Origin of the sequence: Mesorhizobium sp. M0062, from assembly GCF_040323125.1 — a bacterium.
GTDB lineage: Bacteria > Pseudomonadota > Alphaproteobacteria > Rhizobiales > Rhizobiaceae > Mesorhizobium.
Window position 1 is genome coordinate 37,602 of record NZ_JAMYUO010000022.1, and the last position, 25,465, is coordinate 63,066.

The 25,465-nt window shown below is 63.8% G+C and carries 25 protein-coding genes; 9 read left to right on the top strand and 16 right to left on the bottom strand.

Going from position 1 to position 25,465, the window contains the following annotated elements; translation table 11 throughout:
• The first annotated feature begins 14 nt into the window (after nucleotides 1-14).
• Nucleotides 15-2,654, top strand: coding sequence for an aminopeptidase N (gene pepN / locus NKJ64_RS22745; RefSeq protein ID WP_352463399.1), 2,640 nt, complete (start codon nucleotides 15-17; stop codon nucleotides 2,652-2,654).
• 301 nt (nucleotides 2,655-2,955) lie between these two features.
• The gene (locus NKJ64_RS22750; RefSeq protein WP_023684522.1) at nucleotides 2,956-5,277 is read left to right on the top strand and encodes a PAS domain-containing sensor histidine kinase; all 2,322 of its coding nucleotides are present in this window, start codon (nucleotides 2,956-2,958) and stop codon (nucleotides 5,275-5,277) included.
• 103 nt (nucleotides 5,278-5,380) lie between these two features.
• On the opposite strand, the gene NKJ64_RS22755 is transcribed toward NKJ64_RS22750, so the two are convergent.
• From NKJ64_RS22755 to NKJ64_RS22775, 5 genes are all read right to left on the bottom strand, one after another.
• Nucleotides 5,381-5,854, bottom strand: a complete 474-nt coding sequence (locus tag NKJ64_RS22755; protein WP_023705425.1) for an EF-hand domain-containing protein — start codon at nucleotides 5,852-5,854, stop codon at nucleotides 5,381-5,383.
• Nucleotides 5,855-5,919: 65 nt separating this feature from the next.
• Nucleotides 5,920-8,874 carry a bifunctional [glutamine synthetase] adenylyltransferase/[glutamine synthetase]-adenylyl-L-tyrosine phosphorylase gene (locus tag NKJ64_RS22760; RefSeq protein WP_502902886.1) on the bottom strand — a complete coding sequence of 985 codons (2,955 nt, stop codon included), beginning with the start codon at nucleotides 8,872-8,874 and terminating at the stop codon, nucleotides 5,920-5,922.
• An 11-nt stretch (nucleotides 8,875-8,885) separates the two neighbouring features.
• Nucleotides 8,886-10,361: a sensor histidine kinase gene (locus NKJ64_RS22765; RefSeq protein WP_352463401.1), complete on the bottom strand. Its 1,476-nt coding sequence runs from the start codon at nucleotides 10,359-10,361 to the stop codon at nucleotides 8,886-8,888.
• A gap of 107 nt (nucleotides 10,362-10,468) precedes the next feature.
• On the bottom strand, nucleotides 10,469-11,143 hold the full coding sequence (locus NKJ64_RS22770) for a response regulator transcription factor (RefSeq protein WP_023670185.1): 675 nt from the start codon (nucleotides 11,141-11,143) through the stop codon (nucleotides 10,469-10,471).
• A 254-nt stretch (nucleotides 11,144-11,397) separates the two neighbouring features.
• Nucleotides 11,398-12,951 carry a Do family serine endopeptidase gene (locus tag NKJ64_RS22775; protein ID WP_023670184.1) on the bottom strand — a complete coding sequence of 518 codons (1,554 nt, stop codon included), beginning with the start codon at nucleotides 12,949-12,951 and terminating at the stop codon, nucleotides 11,398-11,400.
• A gap of 191 nt (nucleotides 12,952-13,142) precedes the next feature.
• On the opposite strand from NKJ64_RS22775, the gene NKJ64_RS22780 reads away from it, so the two are divergent.
• Together NKJ64_RS22780 and NKJ64_RS22785 are read left to right on the top strand one after the other, a co-directional pair.
• Nucleotides 13,143-13,412, top strand: a complete 270-nt coding sequence (locus NKJ64_RS22780; RefSeq protein ID WP_023670183.1) for a CopG family ribbon-helix-helix protein — start codon at nucleotides 13,143-13,145, stop codon at nucleotides 13,410-13,412.
• Entirely contained in the window at nucleotides 13,409-13,717 is a 309-nt protein-coding gene (locus NKJ64_RS22785; protein ID WP_023670182.1) for a type II toxin-antitoxin system RelE/ParE family toxin, read from the top strand. The genes NKJ64_RS22780 and NKJ64_RS22785 overlap by 4 nt, the downstream gene beginning before the upstream one ends.
• Here NKJ64_RS22785 and NKJ64_RS22790 read toward each other — a convergent pair.
• The 8 genes from NKJ64_RS22790 to NKJ64_RS22825 form a co-directional block, all read right to left on the bottom strand.
• Nucleotides 13,714-14,178: a cytochrome c-type biogenesis protein gene (locus tag NKJ64_RS22790; protein WP_023670181.1), complete on the bottom strand. Its 465-nt coding sequence runs from the start codon at nucleotides 14,176-14,178 to the stop codon at nucleotides 13,714-13,716. The two genes, NKJ64_RS22785 and NKJ64_RS22790, sit on opposite strands and share 4 nt — an antisense overlap.
• Nucleotides 14,175-16,166, bottom strand: a complete 1,992-nt coding sequence (locus NKJ64_RS22795) for a heme lyase CcmF/NrfE family subunit (RefSeq protein ID WP_352463402.1) — start codon at nucleotides 16,164-16,166, stop codon at nucleotides 14,175-14,177. The genes NKJ64_RS22790 and NKJ64_RS22795 overlap by 4 nt, the downstream gene beginning before the upstream one ends.
• On the bottom strand, nucleotides 16,166-16,609 hold the full coding sequence (gene ccmE / locus NKJ64_RS22800) for a cytochrome c maturation protein CcmE (RefSeq protein WP_023670179.1): 444 nt from the start codon (nucleotides 16,607-16,609) through the stop codon (nucleotides 16,166-16,168). Before ccmE ends, NKJ64_RS22795 begins: the two co-directional genes overlap by 1 nt.
• A gap of 3 nt (nucleotides 16,610-16,612) precedes the next feature.
• Entirely contained in the window at nucleotides 16,613-17,767 is a 1,155-nt protein-coding gene (gene ccmI, locus NKJ64_RS22805) for a c-type cytochrome biogenesis protein CcmI (protein WP_352463403.1), read from the bottom strand.
• 85 nt (nucleotides 17,768-17,852) lie between these two features.
• Nucleotides 17,853-18,296: an RT0821/Lpp0805 family surface protein gene (locus NKJ64_RS22810; protein ID WP_023687241.1), complete on the bottom strand. Its 444-nt coding sequence runs from the start codon at nucleotides 18,294-18,296 to the stop codon at nucleotides 17,853-17,855.
• Between the two features lie 174 nt (nucleotides 18,297-18,470).
• On the bottom strand, nucleotides 18,471-19,889 hold the full coding sequence (locus NKJ64_RS22815) for an ATP-binding protein (RefSeq protein WP_023821067.1): 1,419 nt from the start codon (nucleotides 19,887-19,889) through the stop codon (nucleotides 18,471-18,473).
• On the bottom strand, nucleotides 19,873-20,538 hold the full coding sequence (locus NKJ64_RS22820; RefSeq protein WP_023670175.1) for a response regulator transcription factor: 666 nt from the start codon (nucleotides 20,536-20,538) through the stop codon (nucleotides 19,873-19,875). Before NKJ64_RS22820 ends, NKJ64_RS22815 begins: the two co-directional genes overlap by 17 nt.
• Before the next feature lie 81 nt (nucleotides 20,539-20,619).
• Nucleotides 20,620-20,880: a hypothetical protein gene (locus NKJ64_RS22825; RefSeq protein ID WP_023670174.1), complete on the bottom strand. Its 261-nt coding sequence runs from the start codon at nucleotides 20,878-20,880 to the stop codon at nucleotides 20,620-20,622.
• A gap of 279 nt (nucleotides 20,881-21,159) precedes the next feature.
• On the opposite strand from NKJ64_RS22825, the gene NKJ64_RS22830 reads away from it, so the two are divergent.
• The gene (locus tag NKJ64_RS22830; protein ID WP_023743734.1) at nucleotides 21,160-21,546 is read left to right on the top strand and encodes an ester cyclase; all 387 of its coding nucleotides are present in this window, start codon (nucleotides 21,160-21,162) and stop codon (nucleotides 21,544-21,546) included.
• Nucleotides 21,547-21,552: 6 nt separating this feature from the next.
• Here NKJ64_RS22830 and NKJ64_RS22835 read toward each other — a convergent pair whose 3' ends face one another.
• A complete protein-coding gene (locus tag NKJ64_RS22835) occupies nucleotides 21,553-21,960 on the bottom strand; it encodes a DUF3168 domain-containing protein (RefSeq protein ID WP_023670173.1) in 408 nt (135 codons plus the stop codon).
• 217 nt (nucleotides 21,961-22,177) lie between these two features.
• Here NKJ64_RS22835 and NKJ64_RS22840 point away from each other — a divergent pair, with 217 nt between their 5' ends.
• Both NKJ64_RS22840 and NKJ64_RS22845 read left to right on the top strand, forming a co-directional pair.
• On the top strand, nucleotides 22,178-22,387 hold the full coding sequence (locus NKJ64_RS22840) for a hypothetical protein (RefSeq protein WP_352463404.1): 210 nt from the start codon (nucleotides 22,178-22,180) through the stop codon (nucleotides 22,385-22,387).
• 7 nt (nucleotides 22,388-22,394) lie between these two features.
• On the top strand, nucleotides 22,395-22,586 hold the full coding sequence (locus NKJ64_RS22845) for a hypothetical protein (RefSeq protein WP_023731023.1): 192 nt from the start codon (nucleotides 22,395-22,397) through the stop codon (nucleotides 22,584-22,586).
• Between the two features lie 43 nt (nucleotides 22,587-22,629).
• On the opposite strand, the gene NKJ64_RS22850 is transcribed toward NKJ64_RS22845, so the two are convergent.
• Both NKJ64_RS22850 and NKJ64_RS22855 read right to left on the bottom strand, forming a co-directional pair.
• Nucleotides 22,630-22,896 (bottom strand): DUF1488 family protein, encoded by a 267-nt coding sequence (locus tag NKJ64_RS22850; protein WP_023670170.1) that lies wholly within the window; start codon nucleotides 22,894-22,896, stop codon nucleotides 22,630-22,632.
• Nucleotides 22,893-23,156 (bottom strand): hypothetical protein, encoded by a 264-nt coding sequence (locus NKJ64_RS22855; protein WP_023670169.1) that lies wholly within the window; start codon nucleotides 23,154-23,156, stop codon nucleotides 22,893-22,895. Before NKJ64_RS22855 ends, NKJ64_RS22850 begins: the two co-directional genes overlap by 4 nt.
• 247 nt (nucleotides 23,157-23,403) lie before the next feature.
• On the opposite strand from NKJ64_RS22855, the gene NKJ64_RS22860 reads away from it, so the two are divergent.
• On the top strand, nucleotides 23,404-23,766 hold the full coding sequence (locus NKJ64_RS22860; protein ID WP_023698577.1) for a co-chaperone GroES: 363 nt from the start codon (nucleotides 23,404-23,406) through the stop codon (nucleotides 23,764-23,766).
• Nucleotides 23,767-23,830: 64 nt separating this feature from the next.
• Nucleotides 23,831-25,459 carry a chaperonin GroEL gene (groL, locus tag NKJ64_RS22865; RefSeq protein ID WP_023705440.1) on the top strand — a complete coding sequence of 543 codons (1,629 nt, stop codon included), beginning with the start codon at nucleotides 23,831-23,833 and terminating at the stop codon, nucleotides 25,457-25,459.
• Nucleotides 25,460-25,465: the final 6 nt, after the last annotated feature.

Sequence of the window (25,465 nt, forward strand, 5' to 3'; positions counted from 1 at the left end):
GGAAACCCAAGGGAATGCGAACCGATACCGGCCAGGTCTTCAAGCTCGAAGACTACCGCCCCAACGACTTTTCCATCCTGCAAACCGGCCTCACCTTCCGCCTTTCGCCAGACGCAACGCGTGTCACCGCAGTGCTGACGATCGAACGCCGCGATGGCGCCGCCGCCTGGACGTCGCTGGTGCTGGACGGCGACGGCCTGGTGCTCAAGCGCATTGCCATCGACGGTCGCGAGCTTGCCCCGGCCGAGTATCTCGCCACGCCGGACCAGCTGACCATTTTGAGGCCGCCGCCCCGTTTCCAGCTGCTGCTCGAGACCGAGATCGCGCCGGCCAGCAATGAGGCGCTGATGGGCCTCTACCGCTCCAGCAATGTCTATTGCACGCAATGCGAGGCCGAGGGCTTTCGCCGCATCACCTATTTCCTCGACCGCCCCGACATCCTGTCGGTCTATACCGTGCGTATCGAGGCAAGGTTGGACGAAGCGCCGCTGTTGCTTTCCAACGGCAATCCGGTCGAAAGCGGCGCGCTTGCCGACGGCTGGCACTTTGCAGTCTGGGACGACCCCTTCCCCAAGCCGTCCTATCTGTTTGCGCTCGTGGCCGGCAATCTCGGCAAGGTTGCGGACAGTTTCGTCACCATGTCCGGGCGCGAGGTCGAACTCGGCATCTATGTCGAGCCAGGCAAGGAGGGGCTTGCCGGCTACGCCATGGACGCGCTGAAGCGCTCGATGCAATGGGACGAGCAGGCCTTCGGCCGCGAATACGACCTCGACGTCTTCAACATCGTCGCCGTTTCCGACTTCAACATGGGGGCCATGGAGAACAAGGGCCTCAATATGTTCAACGACAAGTATGTGCTGGCCGACCGGGAAACCGCCACCGATGCCGATTTCGCCAATATCGAGGCGATCATCGCGCATGAGTATTTCCACAACTGGACCGGCAACAGGATCACCTGCCGCGACTGGTTCCAGCTCTGCCTTAAGGAAGGGCTGACGGTCTTTCGCGACCATGAATTCTCCGCCGACCAGCGCTCGCGTGCGGTCAAGCGCATCGCCGAAGTGCGCACGCTCAGGGCGCACCAGTTCCCCGAGGACCAGGGACCGCTGGCGCATCCGGTACGGCCGCGCCGCTACCGCGAGATCAACAATTTCTACACGGCGACGGTCTACGAAAAAGGCTCGGAAGTCGTGCGCATGATCCGCACGATTCTCGGGGCCGAGGCTTTCCGCGCCGGCATGGACCTCTATTTCGAGCGCCATGATGGCGAGGCCGCGACGATCGAGGACTTCCTGAAGGTGTTCGAGGACGCCTCCGGGCGCGACCTGTCTCAGTTCGCGCTCTGGTATCACCAGGCGGGCACCCCGAACCTGACCGTCAGTTCGACGCACAATCCGGCGACGCGCGAGTTTACCCTCGAGATCGAGCAGTCGGTGCCGCCGACACCGTCGGAGAGCCGCAAGCGCCTGATGCACATTCCGCTCGCCTTCGGCTTGGTCGGCGCCGGCGGCGAACCGGTCGCCTATGGCGGCGTCGAAGGCGCCACCGTCGAAGACGGTGTCATCCATATCCGCAAGCGCCGACATATGGTGCGCTTCTCAGGCGTCGCCGAGCGGCCGGCGGTGTCGCTCAATCGCGGCTTTTCGGCGCCGATCACACTTTCGGTCGAGCAGAAGGCCGACGACCAGTTCTTCCTCGCCGGCCATGACAGCGATGCCTTCGCGCGCTGGCAGGCGTTCAACACGCTGCTCACCGATGCGCTGATAGCGGCCTTCCGCCAGATCCTCGGCGGCGCGAAGCCGGCTTTCACCGCCAGGCTGACCGGACTTGCCGGCAAGATCGCCGGCGACGAGACCCTGGAACCTGCCTACCGGGCGCTGGCGCTGTCACTTCCGGGCGAGGCCGACATTGCCCGCGACATCGGCACGAACATCGATCCCGACGCCATCTTTGCCGCTCGCGAGGCGTTGGCGCTGGCAATCGCGCGCGCCAATCAGCAAACGTTCACCGACCTATACGGCCGCCTCGCCGGCGACGGGCCGTTCAGCCCCGACGCGGCAAGTGCGGGACGCCGCGCGCTGCGCAACATCCTGCTCGACTACCTCTCGCTGCTGCCGAAAGGTGCTGCGCTCGCCGCCCGGCATTTCGAAACCGCGACCAACATGACCGACCGCGCCGCAGCGCTGACCGTCCTTGCGCACCGCCATGACGGTTCGCCGGAGGCGATCAAGGCGCTGGCCGATTTCGAGGCGCGTTATGGCGCCGATCCGCTGGTCATGGACAAATGGTTCCAGATCCAGGCCAGCGTGCCGGGACGCCGGACAGTCGACACGGTACGCGAGCTGACTGGTCACGCAGCTTTCTCGATGGCCAATCCGAACCGGGTGCGCTCGCTGGTCGGCACATTCGCCAGCGCCAACCAGACCGGCTTCCACCGCGCCGATGGCGAAGGGTACCGGTTTTTTACCCAGACCGTACTCGAGGTTGAAAAACGCAATCCGCAAGTGGCGGCCAGGCTGGCGACAGCGCTGCGCTCGTGGCGCTCGCTGGAGCCGGGCAGGCAAGCCAAGGCCAGGGAAGCGCTGCTGGCCATCGCCGGTGCCGAGAACCTGTCGGCGGATTTGCGGGACATTGTGGAGCGAACGCTGGCTTGAGCGCCTCTTCCCTTCTCCCCCTGTGGGAGAAGGTGGATCGGCGCTTTAAAGCCGAGACGGATGAGGGGTGTTCCAGCGGAGTGAAACGTCGGCGTTCCCTGGAACACCCCTCATCCGTCGCCTTCGGCGACACCTTCTCCCACAGGGGGAGAAGGGAAGATCCTGCGTTATTTCAATCAATTTTTAATGTTTTTCGGCCGCGCCTCTGGACAAGGCGAATCACCTTTGATTCTTTACAGACGATTCGGATGTGCGGTGTTGCCGGATCGTCAAGCGTACGGAAATTCGGGGAGTGCCATTTATGGCCAAGGCGGACGCGTGGGGCGCGCCCGAAGGGACGGCTTTTGAGCGGCGCAAGGCGCGAGGCGACGGCCTCGCCGGCAATACGCGGCTCATCGCTGAACCAGCCTACCGGCGGCTCCTGGCTGCCGAACCCCTTCTGCGCCGTTCGATACCGGCTCTCATCATCATCTTCCTGATCGTCATCGCCGCACTGCGCGTGCTGTCGCTGATGAACGAGCGCGACGAGGCCGAGCGCGACGGCAAGGCGGTGCTAGGTCTCGCCGCCGGCCAGATGGCGAACGCAATCTCGGCCGACCCGACCGCGGCATCCAGCGGTGCAATTGATCTTCTGGAAAGCACGAGCCGCCAGGGCGCCATGGGCAGAAGCCATGTGCTTGTGATCACCGACAGCGCCTTCAAGATCATTGCCGTGTCGCCGCTGTCGACCGGCTGGCAAGGGCGATCGCTGGACAGCCTGGTGCTGGACGGCCAGCCGCTGTTCATGTTCGGCGACCGCGCCGGGGTCATGGATGTCAGCATCGGCGGCCAGGACTGGTACGCGGCGGTGAGCCTGACCCGGGACCGCAAGAACGCCGCGGCCGTGCTGGTGCCGCAGGAAGCGGCGTTCGACAACTGGCGCAAGACCGTCTCGCTCAACGTCACGCTGTTTGTGCTGACAGCCGGCGTGCTGATCATCATCCTCTACGCCTATTTCGGCCAGGCATCGCGCGCCCAGACAGCCGACCGCATCTATCTCGAAGCCCATCAGCGCATCGACATGGCGCTGGTTCGCGGTCGCTGCGGCCTGTGGGACTGGGACATGGTGCGCGGCAAGATGTACTGGTCGCGCTCGATGTACGACATGCTGGGCTACGAGCCCTGCAACTCGATGCTGTCGTTCGGCGAGGTCGACGACATCATCCACCCCGAGGACGGCGACCTGTTCGAGCTGGCCAACAAAATCGTCGAGCGCGAGATCGACCATATCGACCAGGTGTTCCGGATGCGTCACGCCGACGGCCAGTGGGTGTGGATGCGCGCCAGGGCCCAGGTGATCGACCCGGAAGCGCCTGAGATCCAGCTGATCGGCATTGCCGTCGACGTCACCGAGCAGCGGCATCTGGCGCTGCGCTCGGAGGCGGCCGACCTGCGCCTGCGGACCGCGATCGAAAACATCAACGAATCCTTCGTGCTGTGGGATGCCGCCCAGCGCCTGATCATGTGCAATTCCAAATACCAGAAGGACAACGGCCTGTCGGACCGCGACGTCATGCCGGGCGCTGCGCGCGCCGTGCTTGAAGAGCGCATGCTGGCCTTCGCCTCTGAACGGCGGCTGGCCAACACCAACGGGCCGCAAGGGGGCGCAACCTTCGAGCGGCAGCTCTCCGACGGCCGCTGGCTGCAGGTCAACGAACTGAGGACCCGGGACGGCGGCACGGTCTCCGTCGGCTCCGACATCACCCAGATCAAGCTGCACCAGGAAAAGCTGGTCGACAGCGAGCGCCGGCTGATGGCGACCATCCACGACCTCAGCCTCGCCCGCCGGGCCGAGGAAGAGCGCGCCAAGGAACTGGTCGAGCTCAACCGCGAATATATGAAGGAAACCGAGCGCGCCGAGGCCGCCAATCGGGCCAAATCCGAATTCCTAGCCAACATGTCGCACGAGCTGCGCACGCCGCTCAACGCCATCATCGGGTTCTCCGAACTGATGGAACAAGGCCTGTTCGGGCCGCTCGGTTCGCCGCGCTACGAGGAATATGCCAACGACATCAACGGCAGCGGCAAATATCTGCTCGGCGTCATCAACGACATACTCGATATGTCGAAGATCGAAGCCGGCCAATTCTCGGTGGACCGCGAGGAAATCGATCTCTGCCCGCTGATCCGCGAGACGGTGCGGGTGATCTCGCTGCAGGCGGCGGAGAAATCGATCACGGTCGAAACCCGCATCGCTGATACGATGACGCTGTTCGCCGACCGCCGGGCGATCAAGCAGATCGCCATCAATCTGCTGTCGAATGCGGTGAAGTTCACCGGCCAGGGCGGCCATATCTCGGTGCGCGCCCGCAACACGTCAGGCGCGCTGGTGCTGACCATCGAGGACAATGGCTGCGGCATTCCGAAGGAGGCACTGAGCAAGCTTGGCCGCCCCTTCGAACAGGTGCAGAACCAGTTTTCGAAGAACCACGCCGGTTCCGGCCTCGGCCTTGCCATCTCGCGCTCGCTGGCCGAGTTGCAAGGAGGAGCGCTGAAAATCCGCTCGACCGAAGGCGTCGGCACGATCGTGTCGGTGCGCATCCCGGTGAAGAAGGCGCAACCGGCGGTGAAGGCGGCGGCCTGACGGCCCGCCAATGCCAGCGGTGCTCTCCGCTGCGTTCAAGGACTGAGTAGGCGCGGTCATGTAAGGACTCCGGCGGCTTCGCCGCCGGAGCCACAATCACCACTCACTCCATGCTGTCGTCGCCGCCGTCCCATTGGTGGTGGCGGCCCATGCGGCCGTTCTTTGGTAGTTCGTTGCGCTCGATCTTGCCGTCATTGTTGCGGTCGAGCATGGCGAACACCTTCTTCTCACGCCCGGTGATGTCGTCCGTGGTCAGCGTGCCGTCGCCCTTGGTGTCGTAGCGGGCGACGATACGCTTTGCCATTTCCTCGAACCGCGCCTTTTCCAGCGCGTCGGCGAGCTGGGCAACGGTCAGCTTGCCGCCATTGTCGGCGACCAGCTTCTTCAGCCGCGCGTTCATGGCGTCGGAAAACTGGTCGAAGCTGATGGTGCCGTTGGAATCCTTCATCGCCTTGTCGAGGCGCATCATCGCGCCCTCGCGCATTCTGGCGCTGGCATTGTTCTCGGCATAGGCGGTGGTGCCAACGGCGCCGGCAAGCGCGACGAAGGCAAGGGCAAGTCCGGTTGTCTTTCTCATGGGTATTCTCCTGTTGCATCGTCACCCCCGATGCGATCCGAAACAGCCGCCAGCGCTTCACGCCCTCACAACCGTTTCGTACGAAGCAAAAGGTCGAAATCCTTTCTGACCTTTTGCGACGTCTCCTTGAGGTGTGCTTCCAGCACACCGAAATCCGGCAGGTCAGTCACCGCCAGAAGCAGATCCGACAGTCCCGGCGGAACGTCATCGCGTTCGAATGCGCCGGTGAGGCAAACCCGCGTCATCTGGGTCAGCGCCAGATAGAGCTGGTAGGCTTCGCAAAGCTGCTGCCTGACGTCGGCCTCGGCTAAATCCGGCGACAGATGCGCCAGGATTTCGCCGGTCGCGGTCACCCTGCGGCCGGCTTCGACCTGCCCGGTTATAACCGCCACCTGCGCGATGAATTCGAGGTCGATGAGGCCGCCGGAGATGAGCTTGATGTCCCAGAGATCGCGCGGCGATTTTTCCTTCTCGATCAGCGCGCGCATCTCGGATGCCTCCGCCCTCACCTTGGCGGCGTCGCGCGGCAAGGCCAGAAGTGCCGCCACCTCGGCCTCGACCTCGGCGCAAAGGGCCGCGTCGCCGCCGATGGCGCGCCCCCGGGCCAGCGCCATGTGCTCCCAGGTCCAGGCCTCCTGGCGCTGGTATTTCTTGAAGGCATCGATGTGGGTGGCCACCGGCCCCTTGTTGCCGGATGGCCGCAAGCGCAAATCGAGCTCGTAGAGAACGCCTTCGGCGGTCGGCGCCGAGACAGCCGCGATCAGCCGCTGCGTCATCCTGGTATAGTAGTGCGATGGTGCGAGCGGCTTGTCGCCGTCGGACTCGTCGGCATTCGCGTCGTGGTCGTAGAGCAGAATGAGGTCGACATCGGAGCCGGCGGTGAGCTCGCGGCTGCCGAGTTTGCCCATGCCGAGCAGCGACACGGTGCCGCCGGCGATGCGGCCATGACGCAGCGCGAATTCGGTGGTCACCGCCTGCAATGCGGCGTCGATGGTGAGGTCGGCGAGATCGGAAAAGGCGCGGCCGGCGCGCGCCGGGTCGATCGAGCCGGCGAGCAGCCTGACACCGATCAGGAATTTCTGCTCGGAGGCAAAGATGCGCAAACGGTCGAGCACGTCCTCATAAGCCCGGTCGCCTTCGATGAAAGCGGCCAACCGCGCTGAGAGATAGGCTCGGTTGGGCAGTTCGGCGAGCAGCGCCGGGTCGAGCAGACCGTCGAAGACATGCGGGCGCCTTGTGATGATTGCCGCCAGCCGAGGCGCGGCGCCCATGATCGTCGCCATAAGCTTCAGCAGGGCGGGATTCGACTGCAGCAGCGAAAACAGCTGGATGCCGGCGGGCAGGCCGGCGAGGAATTCGTCGAAGCGAACCAGCGCCTCGTCGGCCCGGCGCGTCTGGCCGAAGGCTTTGAGCAGCGCCGGCGTCAGTTCGGTCAGCCGCTCGCGCGCTTCCGCCGACTGGGTGGCGCGGTAGCGGCCGAAATGCCAGCCTCGAATCACGCGGCAGATGTCGCTTGGCCGCTGGAAGCCAAGGCCGTGCAAGGTCTGCAGCGTGTCGGGATCGTCGACATCGCCTGTGAAGACCAGATTGCCGACGCCGGCCGACAATTCAGGCGCGGTCTCGAACAGCGCGGCGTAATGGCGCTCGACCTCATGCAAAGCCGCGCGAAAGGTTTCGGCAAATCTGGCGGCATCGGCAAAGCCCAGCATATGGGCGATGCGGTCGAGCCCCTCGTAATCGTCCGGCAGAATATGCGTCTGCTCGTCGGCGACCATCTGGATGGCGTGTTCGACGCGGCGCAGAAACCAATATTGCTGCGTGAGCGCGTCGCGTGCATCGGCGGTGATCCAGTTGCGCGCCGCCAGCGCACCCAGCATCGGCACCGTCTCGCGGCCGCGCAGCTCCGGAAAACGGCCGCCGGCGATCAGTTGCTGGGTCTGGACGAAGAACTCGATTTCGCGAATGCCGCCGCGGCCGAGCTTGACGTTGTGTCCTTTGACCGCGATCTCGCCATGACCCTTGTGGGCATGGATCTGGCGCTTGATCGAATGAACGTCGGCGATCGCCGCATAGTCCATGTATTTGCGCCAGACATAGGGCTGCAATTCTCGCAGGAACGCGTCCCCGGCATCGAGATCGCCGGCCACGGGACGCGCCTTGATCATGGCGGCGCGCTCCCAGTTCTGGCCGCGCGCCTCATAGTAGCGAAGTGCTGCCTCGACCGGGATCGCCAGCGGCGTCGAGCCTGGATCGGGACGAAGCCTCAAATCGGTGCGGAAGACATAGCCGTGCCCGGTGCGGTCCTGCAGGATGCGGACCAGCCTGCGGGTCAGGCGCGCAAACAGCTCTGTGGCGTCGAGCGGATCGACGATCGCCGGCGCATCCGGATCGAAGAAGACGACGAGGTCGATGTCGGAGGAGAAATTCAGTTCATGCGCGCCAAGCTTGCCCATGCCGAGCACGATCCAGCCGGATTGCCGTGACGGATTTTCGGGATCGGGCAATTTGACCTTGCCTTGGCTGTGCGCCTCGCGCAGCAGGAAGTCGACCGCCGCGCAGGTGCAGGCATCGGCGAGATTGCTGAGGCGCCTTACCGTCAGCGCGGCATCGGCCTCGCCAGAGAGGTCTGCAAGTGCGATCAGGAAGTGAGCTTCACCCTTCCACTGCCTGAGTTCCATCATCAGGCTGGATTCGGAAACGGTCTCGGAAAAGGCGGCCTTGCCGATCGCTTCGGCGATGGCGAGCAGCCGAGCCTCGACACTGCCATCGAACAGCGCGTCGAGGATTTGCGGCCGGCGGCGCGCGACATCGCGGAGGAAAGGCGAGAGATCGAAGACGGCAGCGAGAAACTCCTGGGCCGCGCCCTTGCCTCCTAGGAATTTCGCCAGCCGCGGCAGGTTCTCGTCCTTGGCATCGCCAGCGATCTCCGACAGTTCACGCCGGGCGCGGGTCTCATCCAGCGGCGCGAGCTGCGCCGCCAGTTGCAGGCGCCATTCGGTCTCGATCCGTTTCGCAGCCATCCTCACCGCCATCAATGGTCCTCCCGCGCCGGGAAGCTCATGATAACGGACAATCCGGGATTGGCAGGCAGAAGTTCAAGCCGGCCATTGTGAAAAGTCATGATCGCCTTGGCGAGGCTGAGGCCAAGACCGGATCCCGGCTGCGAGCGGCTCTTTTCCAGCCGCACGAAGCGCTCGGTCGCCCTGGCGCGGTCGGCGTCATCACGGATGCCATGGCCGTTGTCGGCAACAGAAAGGCGGATTTCGTGACCGACGCGCTGCAGGGCTACGCGCACAGCAGGCTTTTCCGTCGCATCGGTCGAGTATTTGATGGCGTTGTCGACGATGTTCGACAGCGCCTGGCCGATCAGCTCGCGGTTGCCATTGACGGAAAAATTCCCGTCCGCGGCAGTTTCGAGCACCACGCCAGCCTCCTCCGCCACCGGCTCATAAAGCTCGACAACGTCATGCACCGCGGCGGCGAGATCGACCTTGCTGGTGCTCTCCGAGGAATAGCCGGCCTCCAGCCTGGAGATCATCAGGATGGCGTTGAAGGTTTTTATCAGCTGGTCGGATTCGGCGATGGTGCCTTCCAGCGCCTGCCGGTAGTCGGTGGTCTTGTGCTTGCCCGAAAGTGTCGCCTCAGCGCGGTTGCGCAGTCTGGTCAGCGGCGTCTTCAAATCATGGGCGATGTTGTCGGAGACCTGCTTCAGCCCTTCGTTGAGCGTCGCTATCCTGGCCAGCATGGTGTTGAGGTTTTCCGACAGGCGGTCGAACTCATCGCCGGCGCCGGTCACCGGCAGCCGTCCCGTGAGATCGCCGCCCATGATGCGGCGGCTTGCCTCCGAGACGCTGTCGATGCGCTTCAGCGCGGCGCGGCCGACAAGGAACCAGATCAGCAGCCCGCCCAGGCCCATCATGCCCAGCGCCAGCATCAGGGCGCGGCGGACGACGGCGCGGAAGCGCTCGGGCTCGCCGAGATCGCGGCCGACCAGCATGATCATCTGGTTGGGCAGCCGCAGCACCAGCGCGATGGCGTTGTGGCCCTTCTCGCCCTCGGGCTGAATTTCGGTCTCGCCGGGCTGCGCGCCATTCGGGTCAGAAGCCTGGTTGCGCTGCCGTTCGAGCTCACCTTCGCCGAAACGGCGATAGGAGAAGGGTTCGGTCGTCCAGCCATCGGTCTCGAGCACCCCCGGTGCCAGGCTCTGCACGTTGCCGGTGAGGATCTGGCCGTTGACGTCGGCAATGAGATAGAGGTTGGCGCCGGGCTGGCGCGAGCGCTGCTCGACGACGCGCACCAGCCGCGGCAGGCCGCCGCTCTGATAGGCACGGGCGAGGCCGAGCACCTCGTCATTGATGGTCTGCTGGGTCTGGCCGGTCAGCATGCGGGCCGACAACGACGTCATGTAGAAGACCAGCAACACGGCACATAGCGCGAAAAGCAGGAAATAAAGCGCTGAAAGCCGCGCCGCCGTCGTCCTCATGATGGCCGGCAGGGAAAGGGCCATCGAGTTCTAGCTCATGATGAGATTTGGCTGAAATCTCATCATGAACTACCCCTTTGTCGGAGCATGATCTTCTCCAAAAACCGGTACCTACTTTTTGGGATCATGCTCTAGCCGCTCTTCAGCATATAGCCGGCGCCGCGAACCGTATGCAGGATCGGCTTGTCGAAACCCTTCTCGATCTTGCCACGCAGGCGCGAGACGTGAACGTCGATCACGTTGGTCTGCGGATCGAAATGATAGTCCCAGACATTTTCGAGCAGCATGGTGCGCGTCACCACCTGGCCGGCATGGCGCATCAGATATTCGAGCAGGCGGAATTCGCGCGGCTGCAGCGTGATCTCGCGCGCCGCGCGCTTGACCGAATGGGACAGCCGGTCAAGCTCGAGATCGCCGACCCGGTAGACGGTTTCGGCCTCCCTGGCGCTGGCGCGGCGGTTCAGCACCTCGACGCGGGCGAGCAATTCGGAAAAGGCATAGGGCTTGGTCAGATAGTCGTCCCCGCCGGCGCGCAGACCGGTGACGCGGTCATCGACTTCGCCCAGCGCCGACAGGATCAGCACCGGCGTGGTGTTGCCGCGCGAGCGCAGGCCGGCAATGACGGAGAGCCCGTCGCGGCGTGGCATCATGCGGTCGACGACCATCACGTCATAGTCGCCGGCATCGGCCAGCGCAAAGCCGGTTTCGCCGTCGCCGGCGACATGGGCGGTGTGCCCAGCCTCGGCAAAGGCCTTCTGCATATAGTCGGCCGCCTCGCGATCGTCTTCTATGACGAGAATCTTCATAGAGCCGTTATACGCGATTTCGCCGGAAGATTGAGGGGCCGCCATGAGCGCAAAAGCTTTCGTTCAAGCATGTCGTTTTGCCAAAACCGCCGTGCACTTTTGGGCGACATGCTTCGATGTTAGAGCGGCAGCGGGCGATGGGGGCCCGCTGCCGCCGGGGGCAGAACACGATGACTGACTAACGCGTTCGGCCCCTTGCTTCCCGTGCGGCGGCTCGGGGGTGTTGAAACCGCCGCACTGGAAACTGTGTGATGTCAGCCTTTGGCGACTGGCAGCGCGACGAAGCGGTTTGAATCGTCGCGGGTGATCTGCATCAGCACCGCCTTGCGGCCGGACTTGACCGCATCGGCCATCGCCTTGGCGACGTCTTCGGTGCCGTTCACCTCCGTCGAATTGACCGAGGTGATGACATCGCCGGGCTGGATGCCGCGGTCGGCGGCATCGCTGTCTGGATCGACATCGGTCACCACCAGGCCCTTGCCGTTTTCCGACTTGGTGACGGTGAGGCCGAGATCGGCCAGCGCGGCGGGCTTTGCCGGTGCCGCGGGCTGCTGCGGGTCGGCCGAGGCCTGCTTGTCGGTGGACGGCAGCGTGCCGAGATCGACCTTGATGGTCTGGCTCTTGCCGTCGCGCCACACCGTGACGTCGACCGACTTGCCGGGTGGGTAGGCGCCGATCAGACGAGCCAGTTCCTTCGGCGATGCGACGTCCTTGCCTTCGACCTGGGTGATCACGTCACCGGCGGTGATGCCGGCCTTCTTGCCGGGGCCACCGTCCTGGGCGCCCGAAACCAGAGCCCCGTTCTGCGACTTCAGGCCCAGCGATTCGGCGATGTCCGATGTAACCGGCTGGATTTCGACGCCGAGCCAGCCACGCTGCACCGAGCCGCTCTTCATCAGATCCTGCACCACCTGCTTGGCGGTCGAGGCCGGAATGTCGAAGGCGATGCCGACGCTTCCGCCCGACGGCGAGAAGATCGCGGTGTTGATGCCGACGACCTGGCCGTTAAGGTTGAAGGTCGGGCCGCCCGAATTGCCGCGGTTGACCGAAGCGTCGATCTGGATGAAGTCGTCGTAGGGACCGGCGCCGATATCACGGCCACGGGCCGAGACGATGCCGGCGGTGACGGTGCCGCCGAGGCCGAACGGATTGCCGACGGCCACCACCCAGTCGCCGACGCGAACCTTGGAATCGTCGGCGAAATCGACATAGGTGAACTTGCCGACGCCATCGACCTTGAGCACCGCCAGATCGGTGCGCGGATCGGTGCCGATCAGCTTGGCGTCAAGCTCCTTGCCGTCATTCATTACCACTGTGAAGGCGGAGCCTTCCTCGACGACATGGTTGTTGGTGACGAGATAACCATCATCGGAGATGAAGAAGCCCGAACCCTGCGCTACCGGACGCGGCTGGTCGTTGTTATGGTCGCGGTGGCTGAAGCGACGATTGCCGCCGCCCTGGCCGTTCTGATCGCCAAAGCCCCGGAATTGCTTGAAGAACTGGCGCAGCTGAGGATTGTCGGGCAGGTTGTTCATGCCGTCCGGATCGTCGGACTGGTCGGAGCCGTCATCAGCGGCAGGCTCGATCTTGGCCTTGACCTTGACGCTGACCACGGCCGGCGAAACGCGCTCGACGACATCGGCAAAGCCCGGCACCTGGGGCGCTTCGACCCGCACGGCATCGGCCAGAACGGGAGCTGTACCAGTGGCAACGGCGCCGAAACCGATGCCGCCGGCAATGGCCAGCGAAGCGGCGGCCGCCAACAGGCGCTTGCGGGTGCGGGAATATGGGTTGGGGGCGATAGTCATGGGTCTCATATCCTCTTTTCACTGGATGCGGCTCAGGCAGAGCATCCTCGGACAAGAGAAATAGAGAGGCGCACATTACCGCGCCATTTCCGAAGCATGAAAGTTTTGTAATGTTGGGCGGACGCACAAATCGCTTGGTTGCGCTCGCCTGCTGCCCTATGTTGTACACAACTCAGCACAAGGCTTTCACAATGACAGCAAGCACCACCATGACCATTCGAGTCTCGTCCGAGACCAAGCTGAAGCTGGAGCAGATCGCTACCGATACCAGGCGTAGTAAATCGTTCCTCGCCGCCGAGGCGGTCTCAGCCTATGTCGATCGCGAGCTGGATATCATCGAAGGCATAAAACGTGGCATGGCCGACGCAGAGGCTGGCCGCGTCGTGCCCCACGACGACGCCATGGCGGAGGTCGACGCGGTGATCGAAGCAGCGAAAGCTAGGCGCGCAGGCAAGGCGTGAAGCGGTTCGTCACCTGGTCGCGAGAAGCGCTGGACGATCTCACGCAGCAAGTTGCCTTTATCGCTCAGGACAATCCTGCCGCCGCCCGACGCCTCGCGGACCGTATCCGTGAAATGGGCCGGGGCCTTGGTGATATGGCGACGGGCCGACCTGGCCGGGTAACAGGCACTTATGAGAAGCCCATCGGCCGCCTGCCCTACATCATTGCCTATGAATTGCGCCTGATCGCCGGCCGTCAGAGCATTGTTATCCTGCGCGCCATCCACACGTCGCGGGACTGGCCTTTGGAGGAATGGCCGAGCTAGTCGCTCAGCATCTTGTCCAGCGCCGCCTGTTCCTCGGCGCTCAGCGCCTTGGTTGCCAACGAGCGGCGGGAGCGTGTGGTCAGCACAATGAAAATGCCGCCGACTAGAAGCAGAAGCACCGGCGTGCCCCAAAGCAAGGCGTTGCGCGGGCTGAAGCGCGGCTTCAACAGCACGAACTCGCCGTAGCGCGACACGATATAGTCCATCACCTGCTGGTCGGTATCGCCGGCAACCAGGCGCTGGCGCACCAGGATGCGCAGGTCGCGGGCGAGGTCTGCATCGGATTCGTCGATGGACTGGTTCTGGCAGACCATGCAGCGCAGGCCTTCCGACAGTAGCCGCGCCCTCGCCTCGAGCGCCGGATCGGTGAGAACCTCGTCCGGTTTCACCGCTTGCGCCGCGCCGGCAAACAGCAGCGCCAGAAGCAGGGTGAGCGAGGCCAACGAGAACCTGGTGCTCACGGCGCGCCTGCCGACGGCATGGAGGCTGCCTGCTTGCGGCGGCGCGAGGGTGCGCCAACCCGCAGGCGACGGTCGAGCAGCGACATTGCGGCTCCCGCCATCATCACCAGAGCTCCGCCCCAGATCAGCGTCACCAGCGGCTTCCACCACAGGCGCACCACGACGGATCCATCGGTGCCATCATCGCCCAGCGACAGATAGAGCTGGCTGAAGCCGATCGTCTCGATGCCGGATTCGGTCGTCGTCGTCTGCCGCACCGGAAAGAAGCGCTTGGCCGAGGTGATTTCGGCTGAAACGCCGCCATCGGCGCCGATTAGGGAAAAGCGGCCGCGCTGCTCGCTGTAGTTCGGACCCTGCGCCGGGAAGAGGCCGTCGAAACGCAGCGCGTGGCCGGAGAGTTCGACGCTCTCGCCGGCATGCATCGACAGTATCCTTTCGGTGCCGAAGCACAGCGTGCCGACAATGCCGAGCGTCGTCAGCCCGAGGCCGAGATGGGCAAGTGCAGTGCCGAACACCGAACGCGGCAGGCCGGCGAAACGGCGCAGCATGATGGCGGGCGACGCATTGCCAAAGCCGGACTTGACGGCGAGGTCGGTGAGCGCGCCGCAGACCAGCCAGCAGGCGAGGCCGACACCAAGGGCGGCGAACACCGACGCGCCGTCGATGAACAGCCCCGTGACCAGCATCGCCAGGAGAGCGGCGCCGAAAGCCGCCATCAGGCGCTGAGCGACGGCATAGAGGTCGCCGCGCTTCCAGGCTAGCAGCGGCCCGAACGGAACCACGACCAGCAGCGGCACCATCAGCGGGCCGAATGTCAGGTTGAAGAACGGCGCGCCGACCGAGATCTTGCCGGCCGAAAGCGCCTCGACCGCGAGCGGATAGAGCGTGCCGACCAGCACGGTGGCGGTGGCCGTGGTCAGGAACAGATTGTTGAGGACAAGCGCGCCTTCGCGCGAGATCGGGTGGAACAGGCCGCCGGCCGTCAGCCGCGAGGCGCGCAGCGCAAACAGGGCCAGCGAGCCGCCGATGAACAGCGTCAAAATGCACAGGATGAAGATGCCGCGGGTCGGATCGGTGGCGAAAGCATGCACCGAGGTCAGCACGCCGGAGCGCACCAGGAAGGTGCCGAGCAGCGACAGCGAGAAGGTGAGGATGGCAAGCAGCAGCGTCCAGATCTTGAGCGCCGAACGCTTCTCCATGACGATCGCCGAATGCAGAAGAGCCGTGCCGGCCAGCCACGGCATAAAGGAGGCGTTTTCGACCGGATCCCAGAACCAGAAGCCGCCCCAGCCGAGCTCGTAGTAGGCCCAGTAGGAGCCCATCGCGATGCCGCCGGTGAGGAACATCCAGGCGACCAGCGTCCACGGCCGCACCCAGCGCGCCCAGGAGGCATCGATGCGGCCTTCGATGAGGGCGGCGACCGAGAAGGAAAAGCAGATGGAGAAACCGACATAGCCGAGATAGAGCAGCGGCGGATGGATGGCGAGGCCAAGATCCTGCAGGACCGGGTTGAGATCGCGGCCCTCGATCGGCGCCGGATTGAGCCGGGTGAACGGATTGGATGTCGCCAGGATGAACAGGAAGAAGGTGGCGCCGATAGCCCCCTGCACGGCCAGCACATTGGCGCGCAGCGTCGCCGGCAAATTGGAGCCGAAGACGGCGACCAGCGCACCGAAGAAGGTCAGGATCAGCACCCAGAGCAGCATCGAGCCTTCGTGATTGCCCCAGGTTCCGGTGATCTTGTAGATGAGCGGCTGCAGCGAATGCGAGTTTTCCCACACACTCGCCACCGAGAAATCGGAACTTGCATAGGCGCCGGCGAGTGCTGCGAACGATAGCGCCGTGAGCGCGAAGCCGGTGACCGTGACGGGACCGCCGACAGCCATCAGCCTCTGGTTGCCGGTACGAGCGCCGATGATCGGCACCAGCGTCTGCACCAGCGACAGCACAAAGGCGAGGACGAGCGCGAAGTGTCCGGTCTCAACCATTACTGGCTCTTGCTCTCTTGCCACACGCCCTTGGCCTTCAGCCCGTCAGCGACTTCCTTGGGCATGTAGCGCTCGTCATGCTTGGCCAGCACGCTGTCGGCGACGAAAACGCCGTCGGCGCCAAAGCTGCCTTCGGTGATGACGCCCTGCTCCTCGCGGAACAGATCGGGCAGGATGCCGGTATAGCTGACCTTGACCGATTTGTGCGTGTCGGTGACCGAGAACGCAACCGTCGCGCCCTGCCCGCGCACGACCGTGCCCTTTTCGACGAGGCCGCCGAGCCTGATGCGCTGTCCCGGCTGCAAGCTGGCGGTGGTCAGATCGGCGGGCATATAGAAATAGGACGCTTTCTGGCCCAACGCATAGAAGGTCAGCCCGGTGGCGGCGCCGAGGAAGGCCAGACCTCCGACAATCACCGACAATCGCTTCTGCTTGCGCGTCATGTCCTACTCCGTCGCCGTCAGGCCGAGCGAGGCGGCGAAGGCGGCGAATTTCTTCGCTTCCTCACTGTCGGCGCCAAACACGGCAATACCGCGATGCAGCGCGTCGCGCGCCTGGTCAGCCTTGCCCAGCACAACATAGGAACGAATGAGCCGCATCCATCCTTCCTCGTCGCGCGGATTTTGCCGCAATTTTTCGTCGAGGCCGGCGACCATGGTTTCGATCATGGCCTGCCTGTCCTGCGGCGCCATCGACGAGGCGGCATCGACGGCTGCGGCGTCGGGGCCTTTGGCGGGCTCTCCTGACGCGACGCTGCGGTTGGCGGCCTCGGCCAGTGCCCGTTGGACAGCTCCGCGCCATGGCGAATCCTGCGGCAGGGTATCGAGCATTTTCTGCCAAGCCGTGGTTGCCTCGGGTATGCGGCTTTCCTGGGCCAGCGCCATCGCCAAATAGAACGAGGCTTTCGCGTTTCCCGGGTCGAGTTTTAGCGCCTGTTCGAAAGCGGATTGCGCATCGGCCGAAACGATGCCGCCGGCCGCATTGGCGAGCGCTTCGCCGAGACCGGCCTCGCGGGCAGCCGTGTCGCCATCGAGGCGGATGGCATTGCGATAGGCGGTCACGGCATCGGGAAAGCGCTGCAGGCGCAGATAGATCGGGGCGAGCACGTCCCAGCCGCGTCCATCGCCAGGGTTGGCGGCAAGATGGGCCTCGGCGCGCGCCACCAACTCGTCGACCGAACTATCGGCCGGATTCTTGGCCAGCCGTTCGGCAAGCGGCTGCGACGGCAGATCCGGCGAGCCGAGCTGGCTGTAAAGGCCCCAGCTGAGCAGAGGGACCGCCAGTACCGCAGCCGTTGCCACCAGCCTTGCCGCCTTTGACGGCTGCCGCGTGCCAGGCGCATCGGCTTGACCGACATTGGCTTGACCAACATCTCCCAGGCGAAGGATGCGGCGGGCGATTTCGGCGCGCGCCTCCTCGGCTTCCGCCGGCTGGATCAGCCCGCGCGCGGCGTCACGCTCAAGCTCGGCCAGTTGGTCGCGATAAACTTCGAGGTCGTGGTCGCTGCTGGTCGGAGCGTCCTTGCCGCCACTGGTCAGCGGCAGCAGCACCGTCAGGCTTGCGCCTAGCGTGAGGATTGCGGCTATGACCCAGAACAGCATGGTTCTTCCAATAGAGCGAGAGCCCTGCTCTCACAACATGAGGGTGCTGCGACGCTTTGACGGGATTCCGACCCCGGCTCAATGTTCAGGTCAGCGGCGTCCAGCTGCCGTCGGCGTTGCGGCATGCGGTGCCCCGCGCGGTCTGGCCGGCCGTGCCGGTAAACACCGTATGGGTGTACTGGCGGCAATCCTGCGAGCCGACGCGGTAGGGCTGGGCCGCGACGACTTCGCCGGAATGAGCCGAACTGTCGCTCTTCCAGGTCACCTTCTGGCCGCTCGCCGTATATTCGAGCGCCTTGTATTCCGCCTCGAGCGCCTTGCGCTTCTCGGTGCTGTTCAGGCCGCTGCCGATCGATCCGCCGACGAGCCCGCCGGCCATGGCCGAGATGATCGTCGTCGCGACTTTGGCCCCTGAAGGAGGCGACGCGGGCGGGTTGGTGATGGAGATATCCGGGCCACTGCCCTTGCCCAGCGTTCCGCAGCCGGAAAGAGCGAGCAGTGCGGAAACGAGCGCAACGCGAATCTTCATGCCAACAACCGGTTTTCTTGAACGGGATGCGCTGGGGGCCGCGTCATCGGGGGCGTCAGGACGTCATACTATTGATATTTGTCGGAAATTTGGCCGTTCTTAACGGCTTTTGCGCAATCGAGGGGCCGCCATAACACAGGCATTCGGCCGTGTCGATTGGCCCTGGGCAGTACATCATTGCAAGCTCCGCAAGCGCACAACCGCCTTCAGCCCGCCCATCGTGGAGCGTTCCAGCGCCAGCGCCCCGCCATACTCGTTGACGAGGTCGGCAACGATGGCAAGTCCGAGCCCGGTTCCCGGCTTTGTCTCGTCGAGGCGCCGGCCGCGTTTCAAGACATCGCGGGCCTTGTCCTCGGGGATGCCGGGACCGTCATCCTCGATCGATAGCTCGAACAGGCCGGCTGCGGCCGGCGTGACGGATACGGCAACAGTGCTCCTTGCCCATTTCATCGCATTGTCGAGGAGGTTGCCGACCAGTTCCTCCAAATCCTCGCGCTCGCCAGCAAAGACGATGTCGGCCGCCGGCAGCGTAAGCGACAGGCTGACATCAGGCTTGAGTTTTTGCAGCACGCGCACCATGCGCTGCACCAGCGGCGTCACCGGCGTGCGGTAGACGACGCTGTCGCGCTGCGCCGCGACCCGTGCCCGCTGCAGATAATGGTCGACCTGCTTCTGCATCGAGGCGGCCTGGTCGGCGATGAGCTGGCCCTTGGCGCCGCCGAGCGCCCGGCCCTCGTTGATCAAAACTGCGAGCGGCGTCTTCAGCGAATGGGCGAGGTTGCCGACCTGCGTGCGTGAACGCTCGACGATGCGCTTGTTGTTTTCGATCAGCGCATTGGTCTCGTTGGCGAGCGGCTCGATCTCGGCGGGAAACTGGCCGTCGAGCCGTTGCGCCGTGCCTTCGCGCACCTGGGCAAGCGCGTTGCGAACCCGGCGCAAGGGCTGCAGGCCGAGCAGGATGGCGATCGCATTGATGGCGATCATGCCGACGCCGAACAGGCTGAGATAGGTCAACAGGCGGCCCTGGAAGGTGGCGATCTCGTGCTCGAGCTCGGTCTTGTTGCCCATTACGCGGAAGCGCGCGGCGCGGTTCTTGGCATCGAGGACGAATTCGCTTTCGAACACTTGCAGTTCCTCGTCACCGATGCCGTCGGTGGAATAGCTGCGCTGGAAACTGGAATTGAAAGGCACCTCGGCAACGGTCGGCGACGGGATCGTCGTGGTCATCGAGGACGAATGAAGGTTGCCGTGCACGCCTTCGGAAGCCGGCTCCACCGACCAGTACCAGCCCGAATTCGGCTCCGAGAAGCGCAGGTCGCCAAGGTCGGGAGCACCGGTGAGCTGGCCGGATTCGGAAACGCCGACCGAGCCGATCAGATTGAACAGATGCGCCGACAGCAGGCTGTCGAAGCCGCGCTCGCTGGCCTGGCGGTAGAGCGTGGTGATCAGAGTGAAGATGACGATCAGGGTGAGGATCGCCCAGATCGTGGAAAATCCGATGACGCGGAAGGCCAGCGAGCGCGGCCAGAGCCGCGCCGAAAAAGGCTTCCTTGCTGGTATGGGGAGCGGTTCCGCCTTACGCCTCCGGCTCACGCATGCGATAGCCCATGCCGCGCACGGTTTCGATCATGTCGATGCCCATCTTCTTGCGCAGCCGGCCGACAAAGACCTCGATGGTGTTGGAATCGCGGTCGAAATCCTGGTCGTAGAGATGCTCGACCAGCTCGGTGCGCGACACCACCTCGCCCATATGGTGCATCAGATACGCCAGCAGGCGGAACTCATGCGAGGTCAGCTTCAGCGGCACGCCGTTGACATCGGCCTTGGAGGCCTTGGTGTCGAGGCGCAGCGGCCCGCAAGTGAGCTCGGACGAGGCATGGCCGGCGGCGCGGCGGATCAGCGCCCTCACCCTGGCCAGCACCTCCTCGATGTGGAACGGCTTGGTGACATAGTCGTCGGCGCCGGCATCGATGCCCGACACCTTGTCGCTCCAGCGGTCGCGCGCTGTCAGGATCAGCACCGGCATCTTGCGGCCGTTGCGGCGCCAGCGCTCGACGACGCTGATGCCGTCCATCTGCGGCAGGCCTATGTCGAGCACGACGGCATCGTAGGGCTCGGTGTCGCCGAGGAAATGCCCCTCCTCGCCGTCATAGGAGCGGTCGACGACATAGCCGGCATCGACCAGCGCGTCGGCCAGTTGCCGGTTGAGATCCTTGTCATCTTCGACGACGAGTACGCGCATGATCGGTCAGGCCTGTTGATGGGTCAGCTATAGGCCGATTCCGGTGGTCTGGGAAACGACCCTGCAAGGGGGAAGATTGGATCAGTTCGCCGGGACGACGATCTCGGAGCGGCGCGGACGCTGGCCGTCCTTGCCCGGCACAAGCACGACGATGACGCAGACCTCCTGGCCGCCACGCGTCGTCTGCGAAGCCTTGGCCAGCGTGCCGCCATTCTGCTCGGCAACCTGCTGGCCGATCGCGTAGCAATCCGCCGCGGCTGCCGGCGTCGCTTGCGACGCCAACAGGCCGGCCGCTGTGAGCGCCAGTATCGCGGTTCTGACATGAGAGCGAAGCGTTTTCATGGTCGGCGTTGTAACGCAACTGTGCTGAACGTGAAATGAACGGTGAACGGGTGAAAATCCATCCCCGCAATACCCCCTGCGCGCGCAACGAATGAATGCGATCCTACCGCCCAGTCCCTCAGACCGGGCAATGGATTCATAACCGGAAAACCGGCTGCGCGGCTATGGTGTTTGCGCGCAGGTTCTCAATTCGCAGCCAGATTGGGAACAGGTCAAGGCGAGACCATTCTGGGACCGCCCTAAATAGCGCGGGAAAACGTCAAATCATCGGAGTGCGCCATGACGGATAAACACCTTGCCGACCTTTACCGGGGCTATATCGCTTGCCTGAATGCCCAGGACTGGGCGAAACTTGGAGACTTTGTCGGCGACGAGGTGCAGCACAATGGCGAAATGCTGGGCCTGTCGGGTTATCGCCGTATGCTCGAAGGCGATTTCGAGGCGATTCCCGACCTCCGCTTCAACATCGAACTGCTGGTCTGCCAGCCGCCGCGCGTGGCGGCGCGCCTGCATTTCGACTGTCATCCCAAGGGCGTGCTGTTCGGCCTGCCGGTGAACGGCAAGCGCGTGTCGTTCGCTGAGAATGTTTTCTACGAATTCGGAGAGGGTCGCATCCTCGAGGTGTGGTCAGTCATCGACAAGGCCGAGATCCAGGCGCAGATCTAGGTTGCTTCAATCACTTTGTTCGGTGAGAGCGCGTATCCGCAGCACCCCGTGGTAGAGCGCCAGGTCCTCGTCGTAGCGGGCCTCGGCGAACTCCAGCGACAGGCGGGTCTGGTCGCGCGAGCCGGTGGCGAAAGCGGCGCCGTCAAGGCGCGCCCGGATGCTGTCCATAATCAGACGCGTCTCGGCCTCGCCTTGCGCCTTCGACCAGACATGCAGCGTGATGAGCTGGTCGTCATCATTGTCGGCGCCGGTGTCCAGATCGAATGCGCTGGTCCTGCCATAGGTCACATAAGGGAAGGCGGCACTGTCGGCCGCCTGCTCGCGCAACCCGGCGCCGCCGAGCAGCGCCGTCAGCGAGGCATCGCTCTTCAATCTCATGAACAAGGCTTGCAGCAAATCGCCGGGCGCCGTCATCGTCGTCTCCGTTCGCCTGTCACGCTTTGAACAACCTCAGTTTCGCGCGCAACCTAACCGCGTTGCACGGATTTCGCCAGATGACGATCCGCCTGATGGAAGGCGGCGAATCGGGCGGCATGGCCCTTTCACGGACCGGGTTCTATTTGGCATGCGGGGAGTTTCAAGAAGGGTGTTATGAGGAGCCCTGTTTTCTCCGGCAATTCGAGGTCATTTCATGCGAACGCCACCGCTGCTGCCGGCTTTTGGAAAGCTCGGCGTCAAGCCCCCGGTCGCGATTGCGGCAGCACCCGCCCTGTCGAAGAGCACCGTGGCCCTGGGCATGCGCGAGATACTTTCAATGCATGGCGGCCTGGCCTTGAAGCTGTCGGTGGTGGCCTGGACAATCCTGATCCTGGCGGCGGCATTTTTCATGTCAAAGGCCTGATGCCGATATGACAAACCGCTACGCGTTGCGCATGGACGAGCCCGAGAGCTGGACTATCTTCGACATCTTCACCGGCCAGCCTGTCGAGCTTAAGCAACAGGTAATGGTGGCCATGAATGTGCGCGATGCGGAAGCGATGGCCGACCGCCTGAACAGCCGGGACGTCAAGCGGCGGGCAAAAGCCGACCGCAAGTCCTGACCGACGCTGATCTCAGCCGCTCTGATTGCAAGACGAACGCGCGCTAACCGAAATCCGCGGCTGTGAGCACATATATGCTCTTGCGGGTGCGGGCGTAGGCCTTGCTGGCAATGTCATGGATGGAGCTGGACGCGGTGTCGAAAGCCGCCAGATAGGTGGCTTCCGCGGTCGCCGTCCCTGATGGCGCCTTCGAGAGGGCATCGGCTGCGACAGAGAAGGAAATCTGGAACATGCCGTCATGGCCGACAAAGCGGATGCGCTTGCCGGCCTCGTCATAGAAGCGACTTGGATTGGGGAATGTCAGGCTCATGACGTGCCCCCCTTCGGCGCGGCGGCCGCTTTCTTGACTGTCGCCCGCTTCTTCTTCGGTGTCGGGTTCAAGGCTTCCGCGACGCGGTCGGCCTCTTCCTTGGCCAGGCGCAATTCCCTGAGCCTTGCCGTCTTGATCTCCCTGGCCCTCGCTTCGGACATGTAGTCGGAGGTTGCCTTGTTGCGCTCGGCCGTCTTCTTCTGCTTGTCCATGAAGCGGGCTTCAGCTTTTTCCATGATGCTCTGATTGCCTTCGGCCATCGCCTAAATCTCCTTCGTGCCTAAAATTGTGAAATCGAACTTACGATATAAATAGTCGCTTTTGCCTCGAAATTCAATTTTTTGAAATATCTAGGCGCCTCGCGACGTTTCGAACCCTGCAGACATCATAATACTTTTTAATATTTAATTTTGGCCACGAATAATTTTTGGCACTCCTATCTATCGAGTGCCAACACGCCTATAAGAACGGCGCGGTCGCCTATGCTGGCCCCAGAAAGAAGTTCTCATGAAGTTTCGGCCACTCCACGACCGCGTCGTCATCCGGCGCGCCGAAGGCGATGTCAAATCCAAGGGCGGCATCATCATTCCCGACAATGCCAAGGAAAAGCCGCAGGAAGGCGAAGTCATCGCCGTTGGGCCGGGCGCACGCGACGAAAACGGCGCGCTTGTTCCGCTCGACGTCAAGGCCGGCGACTTCATCCTGTTCGGCAAATGGTCGGGCACCGAGGTCAAGATCGACGGCGAGGACCTGCTGATCATGAAGGAAGCCGACATTATGGGCGTCATCGACAAGAGCGAGACGGCCGCTATCGGCAAGAGCGGGACGGTCGTCACCGAGAAGAGCGTCAAAGCCAAGAAGGCTGCCTGACCGGCCTGGCTTTGCCAGGCTCCGGCGAGCCGCTTGCTTCACCACACCAACGGGATTGAAAAAAATGTCTGCCAAGGAAATCAAATTCGCCACCGACGCGCGCGACCGCATGCTGCGCGGCGTCGAGATCCTCACCAATGCGGTGAAGGTCACGCTCGGCCCCAAGGGCCGCAACGTCATCATCGACAAGGCCTATGGCGCGCCGCGCATCACCAAGGACGGTGTGACGGTGGCCAAGGAAATCGAGCTTGCTGACAAGTTCGAGAACATGGGCGCGCAGATGGTGCGCGAAGTGGCTTCGAAGACCAACGACCTCGCCGGTGACGGCACCACCACCGCCACGGTGCTGGCCGCATCGATCCTGCGCGAAGGCGCCAAGCTGGTTGCCGCGGGCATGAACCCGATGGACCTCAAGCGTGGCATCGACCAGGCTGTCGCCGCCGTGGTCAAGGACATCAAGGCGAAGGCCAAGAAGGTCAAGTCGTCGGCCGAGATCGCGCAGGTCGGCACCATCGCCGCCAATGGCGATGCCAGCGTCGGCGCCATGATCGCCAAGGCGATGGACAAGGTCGGCAATGACGGCGTCATCACCGTCGAGGAGGCCAAGACCGCCGACACCGAACTCGACGTCGTCGAAGGCATGCAGTTCGACCGCGGCTATCTCTCACCCTATTTCGTCACCAATGCCGACAAGATGCGCGTCGAACTGGAAGAGCCTTACGTGCTCATCCACGAGAAGAAGCTCGGCAATCTGCAGGCGATGCTGCCGATCCTCGAGGCGGTGGTGCAGAGCGGCAGGCCGTTGCTGATCATCTCGGAAGACGTCGAAGGCGAAGCACTGGCGACGCTGGTCGTCAACAAGCTGCGCGGCGGCCTCAAGGTCGCGGCCGTCAAGGCGCCGGGCTTCGGCGATCGCCGCAAGGCGATGCTGGAAGACATCGCCGTGCTGACATCGGGCCAGATGATTTCCGAGGATCTCGGCATCAAGCTCGAAAACGTCACCATCGAGATGCTTGGCCGCGCCAAGCGCGTACTGATCGAGAAGGACACCACCACGATCATCGACGGCGCCGGCACCAAGGCGACCATCCAGGCGCGCATCGCGCAGATCAAGGGCCAGATCGAGGAGACCACGTCCGACTACGACAAGGAGAAGCTGCAGGAGCGGCTGGCCAAGCTCGCCGGCGGCGTCGCCGTGATCCGCGTCGGCGGCGTCACCGAGTCTGAAGTGAAGGAAAAGAAGGACCGCATCGACGACGCGCTGAATGCGACGCGCGCGGCGGTGGAAGAAGGCATCGTGCCCGGCGGTGGCGTGGCGCTTCTGCGCGCAAGATCGGCTCTGGCCGGCCTGACCGGCGCCAATGACGATGTGACCGCCGGCATTTCGATCGTGCTCAGGGCGCTGGAAGCGCCGATCCGCCAGATCGCCGAGAATTCCGGCGTCGAAGGCTCGATCGTCGTCGGCAGGCTGTCCGACAGCAAGGACCAGAATCAGGGCTTTGATGCCCAGAACGAGGTCTATGTCGACATGATCAAGGCCGGCATCGTCGACCCGGCGAAAGTGGTGCGCACCGCGTTGCAGGACGCCGGCTCGATCGCCGCCCTTCTGATCACCGCCGAAGCGATGATCACCGACGTTCCGGCCAAGGATGCGGCGCCTGCGGGCGGCGGTGGCGGCATGGGCGGCTACTGACCATCG

Excerpts from the sequence above, each read along its gene's own strand:
- pepN (WP_352463399.1), top strand. The coding sequence starts at position 15 with ATGCGAACCGATACCGGCCAGGTCTTCAAGCTCGAAGACTACCGCCCC.
- NKJ64_RS22795 (WP_352463402.1), bottom strand. The coding sequence starts at position 16,166 with ATGGTTGAGACCGGACACTTCGCGCTCGTCCTCGCCTTTGTGCTGTCG.
- NKJ64_RS22830 (WP_023743734.1), top strand. The coding sequence starts at position 21,160 with ATGACGGATAAACACCTTGCCGACCTTTACCGGGGCTATATCGCTTGC.
- NKJ64_RS22850 (WP_023670170.1), bottom strand. The coding sequence starts at position 22,896 with ATGAGCCTGACATTCCCCAATCCAAGTCGCTTCTATGACGAGGCCGGC.
- NKJ64_RS22825 (WP_023670174.1), bottom strand. The coding sequence starts at position 20,880 with ATGAAAACGCTTCGCTCTCATGTCAGAACCGCGATACTGGCGCTCACA.
- NKJ64_RS22810 (WP_023687241.1), bottom strand. The coding sequence starts at position 18,296 with ATGAAGATTCGCGTTGCGCTCGTTTCCGCACTGCTCGCTCTTTCCGGC.
- NKJ64_RS22855 (WP_023670169.1), bottom strand. The coding sequence starts at position 23,156 with ATGGCCGAAGGCAATCAGAGCATCATGGAAAAAGCTGAAGCCCGCTTC.
- NKJ64_RS22750 (WP_023684522.1), top strand. The coding sequence starts at position 2,956 with ATGGCCAAGGCGGACGCGTGGGGCGCGCCCGAAGGGACGGCTTTTGAG.
- NKJ64_RS22835 (WP_023670173.1), bottom strand. The coding sequence starts at position 21,960 with ATGACGGCGCCCGGCGATTTGCTGCAAGCCTTGTTCATGAGATTGAAG.
- groL (WP_023705440.1), top strand. The coding sequence starts at position 23,831 with ATGTCTGCCAAGGAAATCAAATTCGCCACCGACGCGCGCGACCGCATG.
- NKJ64_RS22845 (WP_023731023.1), top strand. The coding sequence starts at position 22,395 with ATGACAAACCGCTACGCGTTGCGCATGGACGAGCCCGAGAGCTGGACT.
- ccmI (WP_352463403.1), bottom strand. The coding sequence starts at position 17,767 with ATGCTGTTCTGGGTCATAGCCGCAATCCTCACGCTAGGCGCAAGCCTG.
- NKJ64_RS22760 (WP_502902886.1), bottom strand. The coding sequence starts at position 8,874 with ATGGCTGCGAAACGGATCGAGACCGAATGGCGCCTGCAACTGGCGGCG.
- NKJ64_RS22755 (WP_023705425.1), bottom strand. The coding sequence starts at position 5,854 with ATGAGAAAGACAACCGGACTTGCCCTTGCCTTCGTCGCGCTTGCCGGC.
- NKJ64_RS22775 (WP_023670184.1), bottom strand. The coding sequence starts at position 12,951 with ATGACTATCGCCCCCAACCCATATTCCCGCACCCGCAAGCGCCTGTTG.
- NKJ64_RS22860 (WP_023698577.1), top strand. The coding sequence starts at position 23,404 with ATGAAGTTTCGGCCACTCCACGACCGCGTCGTCATCCGGCGCGCCGAA.
- ccmE (WP_023670179.1), bottom strand. The coding sequence starts at position 16,609 with ATGACGCGCAAGCAGAAGCGATTGTCGGTGATTGTCGGAGGTCTGGCC.
- NKJ64_RS22840 (WP_352463404.1), top strand. The coding sequence starts at position 22,178 with ATGCGAACGCCACCGCTGCTGCCGGCTTTTGGAAAGCTCGGCGTCAAG.
- NKJ64_RS22765 (WP_352463401.1), bottom strand. The coding sequence starts at position 10,361 with ATGGCCCTTTCCCTGCCGGCCATCATGAGGACGACGGCGGCGCGGCTT.
- NKJ64_RS22770 (WP_023670185.1), bottom strand. The coding sequence starts at position 11,143 with ATGAAGATTCTCGTCATAGAAGACGATCGCGAGGCGGCCGACTATATG.
- NKJ64_RS22820 (WP_023670175.1), bottom strand. The coding sequence starts at position 20,538 with ATGCGCGTACTCGTCGTCGAAGATGACAAGGATCTCAACCGGCAACTG.
- NKJ64_RS22780 (WP_023670183.1), top strand. The coding sequence starts at position 13,143 with ATGACAGCAAGCACCACCATGACCATTCGAGTCTCGTCCGAGACCAAG.